Origin of the sequence: Pseudomonas sp. MBLB4123, assembly GCF_051904775.1 — a bacterium.
Lineage (GTDB): Bacteria > Pseudomonadota > Gammaproteobacteria > Pseudomonadales > Pseudomonadaceae > Aquipseudomonas > Aquipseudomonas benzenivorans_B.
In genome coordinates, this window is record NZ_CP196711.1 from 2,134,410 (window position 1) to 2,146,140 (window position 11,731).

The window sequence follows — 11,731 nt, forward strand, 5'->3', positions numbered from 1 at the left end:
GGATTTCCACTTGGGTGAGTTCAGGCATAAGGAAACGGAACGCGCTCAACCGGTCCGTGGTTCGCACGGCACCAGCGGCTCGCCGGGGCTCGGGGTGTCGGCGGTCGGCTCGGCGGGCTCCACCGCGGCGGCCAGGGTGGCGCTGGCCAGGCCGACCGGGGTGGCCTGGTGGTGCAACGGCGCGTCCTCCTGCAGGTGCGCGCCGCTGACCTTGCCCTGGCCGACTGCCAGGGCCAGCAGCGCGGCGCAGGCGGCGGAGAAGTAGTACAGGCTGGCGGCACCGAAGCGCTCCATCAGCGCCCCGGCCAGCAGCGGACCGATACAGGCGCCGACGCCGTAGGTCACCAGCAGCAGGCCGGCCAGGGACACCCGCAGCTCGGGCTCGACGTTGTCGTTGGCCAGGGCCACGCCCAGCGGGTAGAGGCAGAACTGCAGGAAACCGATGCAGCCGCCGACCAGCAGCAGGACACCGAAGGGCGGCGTCTGATAGAGGCTCAGCGGCAGGAAAGCCAGGATCAGCAGCAGCGCCACGGCGCGGATCAGGCTGGCGCGCGGCAAGCGATCGGACAGCCAGCCCAGGGGCAGCTGGGCGAGCAGCCCGGCGCCTATGACCACCGCCATGAATTGACCGACCTCGGTAGTATCCAGACCCTGGCGGCTGGCATAGATGGCCGCCAGGCCGAAGAAGGCGCTGTAGATCATCCCGGCCATCAGCACGGTCACCAGCGACTGCGGCACCCGCCGGATGAACAGCCTGATATCCACCGGCGCCGGCTGCAGCGCCGCCGGGTGCATGCTGCGGGTCAGGGCCACCGGCACCAGGCACAGGGCGAAGGCCATGGCCACGCCGAGCAGGGCGTGGATGCCCAGATCGCCCTTCCAGCTCAGGGCCAGCTGACCGAGCACCATGCCGACGTAGATCGCCACCATGTAGATACCCAGCACCTTGCCGCGCTGGTCGCTGCGGGCGCGGTCGTTGAGCCAGCTCTCCAGCACCATCAGCTGGCCCATCATCGCCAGGCCGACCAGCGCCCGCAGCACTAGCCAGAACGGCAAGGAGCCGCTGAACTCGTGGGCCAGCACGGCGGCGGAGATCACCCCGCCGCAGGCGACGTAGGTGCGGATATGCCCGACCCGCTCGATCAGCACGCGCCCGACCTTGCCGCCGGCCACCATGCCCAGGGCGTTGGCGGCCATCAGCGCGCCGCCCCAGACCTCGGCCACCCCGTCGGCGGCCAGGCGCAGCGCCAGGTAGGTCATCAGCAGGGTCGAGCCCAGCTGCATCAACAGGCTGGCCAGGTACAGGGCACCGAAGGTCTTGGTCAGGCCGAGCATGGCATGACCTCCACGGGCAGCACACGCATGACGCGCACAGGCTCTACCGAGAAACACACACCCATGGCGCCGCTACTCCTTGGATCAGGCCAGACCGTGCCGCTGCTTCCAGTCCCCCGGATGCACCACGTAGCCGAACAGCGCGTGGCCGCCGTAGACCAGCTCGGTGCCTTCGGGAATCCACAGCAGCTGGCCCGGCTCGACCCGGTACAGCTGGCCGTTGGCCTTAAGCTCGAAGCAGCCCTGGATGACGAATATCACCTCGTCGTACAGCAGGGTCCAGGCCACCTCGGCGCCCTCCCAGCGGGCGAAGCCGATGCCGATATTGGGCGACACCTCGTTGCTGATCGCCCGGGCCACGAAGGCGGCGCCGGGCGGCCCGCCGCGGGGGACGAAATCCAGGTCATGATGATCGACCAGCAGCACCGGGCCCTTCCCGGAAACGACCTGACTCATAGCTCGCTCCGACTGTTCCAGGCCGCCAGGCGAATGCGCGAGCGCACGCCCAGGCCGAGGAAGGGTTCCGGCGGATTCAGCGACGGCATGCCGGTGACCGCCTGGATGTCGCGCAGCTGCGCCGAGTCGGCGCCCACCGCCAGGTCCGCCAGCAGGGTGCCGGAGATGGTGCCCCAGGCCGCGCCGACGCCGTTGTCGCAGGCCGAGGCGAACACCCCCGGCTCCAGCTCGCCGAAGAAGTTGGTGAAGTTGCGCGAGATGGCGTAGACGCCGCCCCAGGTGTGGCTGAACGGCACGTTGGCCAGCTGCGGGAAGCGCGCCAGGAAGGCCTTGCGATGATCGCTGCGCACCGACTCGCGCATCGCGTCGCTGGTGCTCCTGCCGTACTTGGGCACGTGCTTGTAGGTGTTGCGGATGATCAGGCGGCGGTCCTGGGTCATGCGCACCGTGGTGCCGGCGTGGTCGGCCGGGGTCAGGCCCCAGTCCAGCTGGCCGCCGTAGACCTGCAGCTCGCTGTCGGTCAGCGGCCGGGTCCAGCTGGCGAAGGTCATCACCGGCAGCAGGCGGTTGCGCAGGTAGCCGAACTCCTGGGTAAAGATGCTGGTGCCCAGCAGCAGGCGCGGGGTGCGGATGCGCCCGGCGCTGCCGTGGAGGATCCAGCCGCCCTGGCCGTCACGCTCCAGGCGCTGGATCGGCGACTCCTCGAGCAGCTCGACGTTGCCCGGCAGGCAGCGGCCCAGGCCGCTGACCAGGGCGGCCGGCTGCATCAGGTAGCAACCGGGGGTGTAGATCGCCCCGCTGTAGTGGCCGGTGCCCAGCACCTTGGCCAGCGCGCCGCGTTCGACCCAGTCGAAGGGCTCGCCGAGGTCCTTCATCAGCTTCTCGAAGTGCTCCAGGTAGGCCATGCCGCGCGGGCCCACGGCGCCCTGGTACTTGCCGGCGTGGGACCACTGGCAGTCGATGCCGTGGGCCTGGATCAGCCCCTGCAGCTGGGCGATGGCGGCGCGATTGAGGGCCAGCAGGCGCTGCTTGTGCGCCGGGTCCGGGTGCTCCAGGGCGAACTTGTGCGGCAGGTCGATGACGAAGCCGGAGTTGCGCCCCGAGGCGCCCTGGGCGACGCGCTGGGCATCGACCAGCAGGATGCGCGCCTCGGGGTGGTGCTCGGCCAGGCGGCGGGCGGCGGCCAGGCCGGCGAAGCCGGCGCCGATCACCGCGTAGTCGGCGCGCTGCTCGCCCTGCAGGCGAGTGGCGGGCTGGGCGGCGGGCAGCGCCGCGTACCAGCCGCAGCTGGCGTCGTCGTGGGGCAGATTGATGGATTTACGCATGGGACTGCCCTCAGGCCACGGCCGATTGAGCGTTCTGACAGGACTGCAGCCAGGCATTGCGCTGCACTTGGGCTTGCCGGCCGAGCAGGACGAAGCCGCGCAGCGCCCCCTCGGCATCGTAATAACCGGCGCTGAGGCCGTCGTCGGTGGCCGTGCAGCGCCATTCGCCGGCCACCCCGACGGCCGGCGGCAGCAGGCACAGCGGCGCGGCCGGGGTCTTCACCGTCACCGGCATCAGCGGGTAGCTGACCGCAGTCGGCGCACCGAGCAGGGTCTTGCTCAGGGCGGCGATGCCCTGGTTGATCGGCGCCAGGTACGGCAGCAGCTGGCCGTCGATCTCGATGCAGTCGCCGAGGGCGTAGATACCCGGCTGCGAACACTGCAGCTGGGCGTCCACCTGGATGCCACGGCCCACCGCGAGCCCGGCGCTTTCGGCGAGACTCAGGTTGGGCCGCAGGCCGACGGCGGACAGCAGCAGATCGGCTTGCAGGTTTTGGCCATCGGCAAGGGTCAGGCGATAGCCCTGCTCGGCCGAGTCGATACGCTGCACGGTGTTCTGCAGGTGCCAGTGCACACCCAGCTCGCCCAGGGCGGTCTGCAACTGGCGGCCGGCCTCGACCGGCAGCAGGCGCTCCATCGGCCACTGGCCGAGGCCGATAACGCTGACTTCAAACCCACTCGCGGCCAGGTCGTTGGCGAACTCGCAGCCGATCAGGCCGTCGCCGAGGATCGCCACCCGACGCACACCGACCAGACGCTCACGGAAGCTGCGGTAGTCGTGCAGGTTGTTGACGCTGAGCAGCGCCTGGCTGTCGCCCTCGATCGGCAGGCGGATCGGCGCCGCGCCGCTGGCCAGCACCAACTGGCCGTACTCCATCTCGCCGATGTTGGTGTGCAGGCGCCGTGCCACGGGGTCGATGCGCTCGACCTCGCAATGGGTATAGACGCGGATCTTCAGGCGCTGCTCGATGGCCAGGGCCGACTCGCCGGCCAGGGCCGCGGCGCTCTTGCCCTGGGCCAGGCCGATGGACAGCGCCGGCTTGGAATACAGGTGACCGGACTCGCGGGTCAGCACGCGGATCTCGACCTGGGGGTCGGCGCGGCGCAGGGCCTGGGCCAGGCCATAACCGGCATAACCGCTGCCGATGATGACGATCGGCTGGCGCGGCTCGGCCGCGGCCTGAACCGCTGCCTTAAGCGGCTGCGGCGCCAGCGGCAGCGGCGCGCTGGCGGCGACCACCGGGCTGATGTCGAGCATCTCGAAATCTTCCTTGCCGACTTTGCACTCGGGGCACTTCCAGTCCGCCGGCACGTCTTCCCAGCGGGTGCCGGCCTGGATGCCGTCATCCGGCCAGCCGAGGGCCTCGTCGTAGATCAGGCCGCAGACCACACAGAGCCAGGTCTTGAACATCTCGCTTACTCCCCCGCCACGCGAATGGCGACGTTCTTGGTGCGCACGTAGCTGTACAGCGCTTCCTGGCCCTTCTCGCGGCCGAAGCCGGACAGGCCGACGCCGCCGAACGGCGTCTCGATGCCGCCGGCATACCACTCGTTGACGAACACCTGGCCGGACTTCAGGCGCCGGGCGCAGCGCATGGCGCGGCTGATGTCCTGGGTGAAGACCCCGGCCACCAGGCCGAACTCGGTGCCGTTGGCAATCGCCAGGGCCTCTTCCTCGCTGTCGAAGGGGATGATCGCCAGGACCGGGCCGAACACCTCTTCCTGGGCGATGGCCATCTCGGGACGCACGTCGCGGAACACGGTCGGGCGCATGAAGTGCCCGGCACGGTCGCCGAAGCGCTCGCCGCCGGTGGCCAGCACCGATCCCTCATTCAGGGCGCGGCGGCACAGCTCCTCGATGCCGGCCAGCTGGCCGGCACTGATCACCGGGGTCAGGTCCGGGTTGTCCTGGCCGAGGCCGACGCTCAGACCCTCGGCCAACGCGACCACGTCCTGGACCACCTCCTCGTAGATCTCGCGCTGCACCAGCAGGCGCGACATGGCCGAGCAGACCTGGCCGGCGTTGAAGAAGATGCCGCCCTTGACGCTGGCCAGCAGCTGCTGGCGGTCGGCATCGGCGAAGGCGATGGCCGCCGACTTGCCGCCCAGCTCCATGACGCTGGGAATGGCATGGGCGGCGGCGTCGCGCAGGATGGTCTGGCCGGTCGGCACCGAGCCGGTGAAGACGATCTGGTCGACCTTGGCGCTGTTCACCAGGTGCGTGCCGACCTCGCGGCCGCGGCCGCAGATCAGGTTGACCGCGCCGTTGGGCAGGCCGGCCCGGGCGATGGCGCGCACCAGCACGCACATGCCCAGCGGCGACAGCTCCGGCGACTTGATCACCACCGCGTTGCCGGCGGCCAGGGCCGGGGCCAGGGAGCGGGCGCAGATCGACACCGGGAAGTTCCACGGCACGATCTGCGCCGAGACGCCCATGGGGTCGTAGAGGGTGAAGTCCATGTAGCCGTCGCCCAGGGGGATCGAGGTGCCCTCGATCTTGTCGGCCATGCCGGCGTAGTACTCGAAGTAGCGCGCCGCCTCGATGAACTCGTCGCGGGCGTCGTTGAGGCTCTTGCCGTTCTCCTGGCACAGCACCCAGGCGCCCTCCTCGGCCACCGCGCGGATCTCCTCGGCGATGCGCAGCAGCCAGGTCACCCGTTGCGCCGGGCGGGCGCGAGTCAGCTCGCAGCTGTCGGCGCAGCGCCGGGCGGCGACCAGGGCGCGCTCGGCGTCGGCGATCGAGGCCTGGGCGATGGTCGCCACCGGCTCGGCGGTGCCGGGATTGTTGACGGTCAGGCGCGACTCGCTGTCGCACCACTGGCCGTCGATATAGTTCAGCCAGTGCTCGGCAATCGGGTACATGGCGACCTCCTCAGGCGTTCTGGGCGACGGCCAGCAGCTTGCGCGCGGCCCACTGGTGGAAGTAGTGGGTGGGGATGTCCATCTCCGGGGAGAAGGCGCCGCCGCCGTAGCCGGGCGAGTGACGGCCCTTCTGCATGCCCTCGACCGAGGCGATGTCCTCGGCGAACACCACCTTCCAGGACTCCAGGATGGCGTTGCGGCAGGCGGCGTACTCGTCGCCCAGGGCCTCGTCGCCGACGTAGAACAGGCGCAGGTGCTCGATGGTGCGGCCCGGCGCGACCGGCTCCAGCTGCATGGCGAAGGCGTGGTCGGCCTGGATGCCCAGCAGCACGTTGGGGAAGAAGGCCACGTACTCGGCGTTGCGCAGGCGGTCCTGGGGCCAGCTGGGGAATTGCGGCAGGTGGGTGCCGGCGACGTCGGAGAGGTTGTAGGCGTAGCTGCCCTGGCCGGCGAACTGCTCGTCGAACAGGATGTTGTAGTGGTCTTCCAGGCGCGAGTAGGTGTTCAGGCTCGGGTGCACCCAGGGCAGGTGGTAGGCCTCGCAGTAGTTCTCCACCGCCAGCTTCCAGTTGCAGGCGATGTCCAGGGTGGTGGCGTCCATGTGCGGGCGGCGGCGCATCAGGCCCATGCCGTCCTCGCCGAGGAACTGGCTCCAGCGCGCGGTCAGCGGCGCCAGCATCTCCTCCAGCGGCTGGGCGTCGCCGGACAGGTTGACGAACACCATGTCCATCCAGATGGCGCTGCGGATCGCCTTCAGGCCGTGCTTCTCGCAGGCGAAGCGCTCGTCCTTGTGCTTGTCGATGCCGCCGACGTGGGGCGTGCCCTTGAGGCCACCGTTGAGGTCATAGGTCCAGGAGTGGTAGGGGCAGCGGATCACGCCCTGCACGGTGCCCTCTTCTTCCACCAGCTTCATGCCGCGGTGGCTGCAGACGTTGTGGAACACCTGCACCAGGCCCTCGCGGTTGCGCATCAGCAGCAGCGGCAGGCCCATGAAGTCGACCGGCTTGACCGAACCGTTCTGGCTCAGGTCGCTGGCGAAGCCGACGCAGGCCCAGGTCTTGCCCATGATCTGGTCGCGCTCCAGCTCGAACAGCTTCTGGTCGGTGTAGAAGGCGTTGGACAGGCCGGTGGCCTCGTGGATCGGCGCGAGTACGGTTTCCAGCTGATGCACTGGGATCTGCTGAGAAATGGCTTGGGTCATTGTTGTTCTCCCCTGCTGGGCACGGTTGCTGACAATCGGCAGGCGCATGGGCCTGGCTCTGTTGGCGGCGAGTTTCGGCAAACAGGGGATTGTCCGACAAACGATTTTTACAGGGCCATTGATGAGCTTTAATCACAAATAGCCGGAGCCGGCAGAAGACACTCTATCGCAGGCAGAGTCTGGCTCAGGACGGATCAAGTCATGCCTAAAAGTCATCAGTCCATGACCACAAATGGCTTGCTGGGAGGGGGGGCGAAAGCGCACCTTGTCGTCCTGAAGGATCGCAGGCACCTGCCTGCACTAGAGCCTGCACCGCGCCACGGGCGTCGGTCAGGCTCCGACGCCCTGCCCAACACCCGCGGCAGGACGCTCGCCCGCCAGAAGATTCCCGGGACAACCCAGGCCGCACCGCCTGGAGCCGTACCGGGCGGGGCCGAACGGCTCGCACCAGCGACACCCACGGCCTGCCCAGGCGCGAGCGCTGAACCGCTCGGAATACCGACGACAACGCCGCTCCATGCACCACTGCCGCAGGCCACAAGCCCGCGGCAGTGTCCGTTCCGGCTCGGCCTCAGGCGTCTGTCGAGGGGGCCACGACGCCGGGGGGCGACGGCAGTTGCGCCATCAGCCAGTCGCGAAAGCGCTTGACGCTCTGCCGGCTGGAGGCGCGCCCGTGAGGCTCCAGCAGGCAGAACTGCGCATCGGTGTTCAGGGCACTGGCGATGGGCCGCACCAGGGCGCCGGTCTGCAGGTGATCATCGATCAGGTTCGACCAGGCCAGGGCGATGCCCTGGCCGCTCAGGGCCGTCTGGATCAGCATCGAGTAGCTGTTGATATTGATCCGATGCCTGGGCTTGGGGGCCACCAGCCCCAGGCGCTGGAACCATTCGGGCCAGCCGATCCAGTCGCGCTGCGGGTCGTCCAGCCACAGCCAGGTGCAGCCGGCCAGCTCCTGGGGCTCCTGCAGATCCGGATGCTTGGCCAGGTAGCCCGGACTGCAGACCGGGAATACCTCCTCGGAAAACAGCGGGGTCACCAGCATGTCCTTGGGCGGGGTGCGGCAGTAGTACAGGGCCAGATCGCAGTCCAGCCGGTTGAAATCCCTGACATGGTCGTAGGCGACGATACGCAGGTCGATCCCCTCGTTGTCGCGCTGGAACTCGGCCACCTTGGGCAGCAGCCACAGCGAGGCCATCGCCGTGCTGGTGACCACGGTCACCTGCTGGGCGCCCTGCCAGTGGCGGATCTGCCCGGTGGCATGGGCCAGTTGCTGCAACGACTCGCGCACGGTCTCGTAGTACTGGCCGCCGGTCGGAGTCAGGTTGATCGCCCGGGTGGTGCGCTCGAACAGGGTCTTGCCCAGGTAGTCCTCGAGCAGGCGCACCTGGCGGCTGATGGCGCCCTGGGTGACATGCAGTTCTTGGGCGGCCAGGGTGAAGCTCAGGTGGCGGGCGGCCGCCTCGAACGCCACCAGGCTGTTGAGCGGAGGCAGGGGCTGGATTTTCATGCAGGCAAGGTCACGCTGATATTTTGGTTTTATCGCGCCAGTGTAGAGCCTGGCTCCGCCCAAGCCCAGGCCCGCGCGCCCCGCCTAGCCGCCCTGACCCGCCGCCTGCGGCGCGGCGACGGCCGGCTCGCTGGCGAGGTACACCTGGTTTTCCTCGCGGATGTGCCGCGCCTCCTCGTCGTAGAGAAACGGCAGGAACATGTAGCGCTGGCCGCGGGTGACCTGGGTGGCCTCGTGCAGCAGGCTGCAGGAAAACACCACCGCCCCGCCGGGCGGCGCCGCATACAGGGCCGGGCCGAACTCGGGAAAGCGCAACAGGCCGCCCTCGTACTCGCCGGTGTTGAGGAACAAGGACACCGCGAAGCGCCGATGGGCGGTGCCCCGGGTGGTGTTGTCGCGGTGCGGGCGGAAATGGCCCTGCTCGCCGGCGTCGTAGCAGCCCACCAGGTAGCGCTCCATGCGCGTCACCCGGAACTGGAAGGCCTTGTGGATCTCCGGCACCAGCCGCTCATGGATGCGCCGCTGGCAGGCCTGGCGCAACTCCTCGTCCTCCAGGGTGCAGTCGCGTCGGCTCTTGTGATCCTGACCGAGCACCAGCACGGTCTTGTCGCCCTGGTCCTGCATGAAGCCGGACGGCGCGCCACCCTGCTGGCGGTAGTAATCGATCAGCGCCCGGCACAGCTTGGGTTCGAACACCCGCGGCAGCACCAGCACCGGCGCCTGCATCGCCGCCGGACAGGCCGCACCGACCGCCGGCAGGCGCTCGAGCAGCGTCAGCAGCTCGGCCACATGGGCCTCGGCATCGTTGCCGAACGGCAGCACGGCGAGCACCCGCAGCAACGGGTCGAGCACGTAGCTGAGCCGACGGTAGCCGCCATCCGCCTGCACGGCGCCGTACAGGGCGCTGACCTGGCGCTCGAAATCCCAGAAGTAGCGGATGCCCGGCACCAGGCTGGCGACCCGCTGCCGACGCTCGTCCTCGGGGTCGATCGAGACGCCGAAGAAGCACAGGTTGTCGTCGTCGAAGCGCCGGCGCTGGGCCAGCAGCAGCTGCAGCACCCGGGCACTCAGGGGCTCGGCGGCCGAACCGAAGAAGCACAGCACCATATAGCGCCCGGCGACCGTATCGAAGACGAAACGCTCGCGGCTCTGGCTGCGGCAGGTGAACCAGGGGGCGGGCTGACCGAGACCCGGGGGTTGGACACTCATAGCCATCGACTCCTGCAGGCGCCCGAGAGCCGCCTGACGATACGCCACGGGATATTCAAGAGATTAGCTGCGCGCCGCCGGATTGCGCGCGGCCCGACCAATGGCGAACAGCGAGGAGCCCAAAAAAAACCGGCCCGACACCCGAGGGTGTGGGCCGGCGAAGCACTATCGGGTCGTCGTGGAACCCGAGGCGGGCATCAGCACTGCAATCCGCGCTCGAGCGCCCCGCCTGCAGACGACCGGCTGCAGGCGGGGATGAAACTCATCAGGCCATCTGGCCTTCGACCTTGTCGAACTGGCTCTGCAGGGCCGACTCCGGCTCTTCGGTGAGCAGGCTGACCACTACGATGCCGAGGGTGGCGAGGATGAAGCCGGGAATGATCTCGTACAGGTCGAAGATGCCGCCGGACAGCTGCTTCCACAGCACCACGGTGACGCCACCGAGGATGATGCCGGCCAAGGCGCCGTGGCGGTTCATGCGCTTCCAGTACAGCGACAGCAGGATGGCCGGGCCGAAGGCGGCGCCGAAGCCGGCCCAGGCGTAGGACACCAGGCCCAGTACGGTGGTATCGGGGTTCAGCGCCAGGACCAGGGCGATGACGGCGATCAGCACCACGGCACCACGGCCGACCCAGACCAGCTCGCTGTCGCTGGCATTCTTCTTCAGCAGGGCCTTGTAGAAGTCTTCGGCCAGGGCCGAGGAGCTCACCAGCAGCTGCGAGTCGGCGGTGGACATCACCGCGGCCAGCACGGCGGCCATCAGGATGCCGGCCACCACCGGGTGGAACAGGCTGTTGACCAGGACCATGAACACGGTCTCGGCGTCGGCCAGGTCGGTCTCCAGGTAGCCCACGGCAACCCAGCCGATGGCCAGGGCGGCGAACAGGGTCACGGCGGTCCAGCTCACGGCGATGCGCCGCGCGGTGGGCATGTCCTTCTCGTCGGAGATCGCCTTGAAGCGCGCCAGGATGTGCGGCTGACCGAAGTAACCCAGGCCCCAGCCCAGCAGGGAGAGGATGGCGATCCAACCCAGCGGTTCACCCTTGGTGTCGCTGAAGAAGGTCAGCATCTCCGGGTTCTTGGCCAGGATCGCGGCATGCGCGGCGTCCACGCCGCCCACGGCATTGAGGGCGAACACCGGCACCAGCACCAGCGCGGCGGCCATCAGCAGGCCCTGCACCACGTCGGTCCAGGCCACCGCGAGGAAGCCGCCGAACAGGGTGTAGGAGACCACGGCCAGGGTGCCGACCACGACGGCGATCTGGTAGTCGAAGCCGAACACGGTTTCGAACAGCTTGCCCGCCGCCACCAGGCCGGAGCTGGTGTAGAACAGGAAGAAGGTCAGGATGATCACCGCCGAAATCACACGCAGGGCGCGGGACTTGTCGTTGAAGCGGTTCTCGAAGTAGGCCGGCATGGTCACCGAGTCGTTCGCCGCGTGGGAGTACACGCGCAGGCGACGGGCGACGAACAGCCAGTTCAGCCAGGTGCCGGCCAGCAGGCCGATGGCGATCCAGCTGGCCTCGAAGCCGGCCACCAGGGCGTAGCCCGGCAGGCCCAGCAGCAGCCAGCCGCTCATGTCCGAGGCGCCGGCGGACAGCGCCGCGGTGCCCGGGCCGATGGAACGGCCGCCGAGGATATAGTCGGAAAGATTCTGGGTGCGACGGTAGGCGACGATGCCCAGCCCCAGCATCAGCACCAGGTAGACCACGAAGGTCACCCCTACAACAAAAACGTTCTGCTCGCTCATCTTGTTGTTCTCGTGTTGGCACGGCTCGGGCCGTGACACTCGTTATTAGCGAGCACGGTATGCGCTCGCTGCCTGGGAACCGCTGA

At 68.7% G+C, this 11,731-nt stretch carries 9 protein-coding genes and 1 pseudogene; all 10 read right to left on the minus strand.

The features are described from left to right. Positions 1 to 45: 45 nt before the first annotated feature. The 10 genes and pseudogenes from ACSX1C_RS09895 to putP all read right to left on the minus strand — a co-directional run bounded on the left by ACSX1C_RS09895 (position 46) and on the right by putP (position 11,645). Entirely contained in the window at positions 46 to 1,335 is a 1,290-nt protein-coding gene (locus ACSX1C_RS09895; protein ID WP_439889275.1) for an MFS transporter, read from the minus strand. A gap of 84 nt (positions 1,336 to 1,419) precedes the next feature. Beyond that, positions 1,420 to 1,791 (minus strand): ethanolamine utilization protein EutQ, encoded by a 372-nt coding sequence (locus tag ACSX1C_RS09900; RefSeq protein ID WP_439889276.1) that lies wholly within the window; start codon positions 1,789 to 1,791, stop codon positions 1,420 to 1,422. Further along, positions 1,788 to 3,116: an NAD(P)/FAD-dependent oxidoreductase gene (locus tag ACSX1C_RS09905; protein WP_439889277.1), complete on the minus strand. Its 1,329-nt coding sequence runs from the start codon at positions 3,114 to 3,116 to the stop codon at positions 1,788 to 1,790. The genes ACSX1C_RS09900 and ACSX1C_RS09905 overlap by 4 nt, the downstream gene beginning before the upstream one ends. Positions 3,117 to 3,126: 10 nt before the next feature. Continuing rightward, positions 3,127 to 4,374, minus strand: coding sequence for an FAD-dependent oxidoreductase (locus tag ACSX1C_RS09910; RefSeq protein WP_439889398.1), 1,248 nt, complete (start codon positions 4,372 to 4,374; stop codon positions 3,127 to 3,129). Beyond that, positions 4,363 to 4,527 (minus strand): annotated as a pseudogene (locus ACSX1C_RS09915) (rubredoxin); the annotation flags it as partial. The gene ACSX1C_RS09910 and the pseudogene ACSX1C_RS09915, both read right to left, overlap by 12 nt. Before the next feature lie 5 nt (positions 4,528 to 4,532). Then, complete coding sequence (locus ACSX1C_RS09920) at positions 4,533 to 5,978, minus strand: aldehyde dehydrogenase family protein (RefSeq protein WP_439889278.1); 1,446 nt, start codon at positions 5,976 to 5,978, stop codon at positions 4,533 to 4,535. 10 nt (positions 5,979 to 5,988) lie between these two features. After that, positions 5,989 to 7,179, minus strand: a complete 1,191-nt coding sequence (locus tag ACSX1C_RS09925; RefSeq protein WP_439889279.1) for an aromatic ring-hydroxylating oxygenase subunit alpha — start codon at positions 7,177 to 7,179, stop codon at positions 5,989 to 5,991. A gap of 571 nt (positions 7,180 to 7,750) precedes the next feature. Further along, positions 7,751 to 8,686, minus strand: a complete 936-nt coding sequence (locus tag ACSX1C_RS09930; protein ID WP_439889280.1) for a LysR substrate-binding domain-containing protein — start codon at positions 8,684 to 8,686, stop codon at positions 7,751 to 7,753. Positions 8,687 to 8,770: 84 nt separating this feature from the next. Next, positions 8,771 to 9,895 carry a 2OG-Fe(II) oxygenase gene (locus ACSX1C_RS09935; RefSeq protein WP_439889281.1) on the minus strand — a complete coding sequence of 375 codons (1,125 nt, stop codon included), beginning with the start codon at positions 9,893 to 9,895 and terminating at the stop codon, positions 8,771 to 8,773. Positions 9,896 to 10,160: 265 nt separating this feature from the next. Continuing rightward, complete coding sequence (gene putP, locus ACSX1C_RS09940) at positions 10,161 to 11,645, minus strand: sodium/proline symporter PutP (RefSeq protein WP_439889282.1); 1,485 nt, start codon at positions 11,643 to 11,645, stop codon at positions 10,161 to 10,163. Positions 11,646 to 11,731: the final 86 nt, after the last annotated feature.

Bases quoted from the DNA above. Each gene is read 5' to 3' on its own strand.
- ACSX1C_RS09895 (WP_439889275.1), bottom strand. From the start codon at position 1,335: ATGCTCGGCCTGACCAAGACCTTCGGTGCCCTGTACCTGGCCAGCCTG.
- ACSX1C_RS09900 (WP_439889276.1), bottom strand. From the start codon at position 1,791: ATGAGTCAGGTCGTTTCCGGGAAGGGCCCGGTGCTGCTGGTCGATCAT.
- ACSX1C_RS09905 (WP_439889277.1), bottom strand. From the start codon at position 3,116: ATGCGTAAATCCATCAATCTGCCCCACGACGACGCCAGCTGCGGCTGG.
- ACSX1C_RS09910 (WP_439889398.1), bottom strand. From the start codon at position 4,374: ATGCTCGACATCAGCCCGGTGGTCGCCGCCAGCGCGCCGCTGCCGCTG.
- ACSX1C_RS09920 (WP_439889278.1), bottom strand. From the start codon at position 5,978: ATGTACCCGATTGCCGAGCACTGGCTGAACTATATCGACGGCCAGTGG.
- ACSX1C_RS09925 (WP_439889279.1), bottom strand. From the start codon at position 7,179: ATGACCCAAGCCATTTCTCAGCAGATCCCAGTGCATCAGCTGGAAACC.
- ACSX1C_RS09930 (WP_439889280.1), bottom strand. From the start codon at position 8,686: ATGAAAATCCAGCCCCTGCCTCCGCTCAACAGCCTGGTGGCGTTCGAG.
- ACSX1C_RS09935 (WP_439889281.1), bottom strand. From the start codon at position 9,895: ATGAGTGTCCAACCCCCGGGTCTCGGTCAGCCCGCCCCCTGGTTCACC.
- putP (WP_439889282.1), bottom strand. From the start codon at position 11,645: ATGAGCGAGCAGAACGTTTTTGTTGTAGGGGTGACCTTCGTGGTCTAC.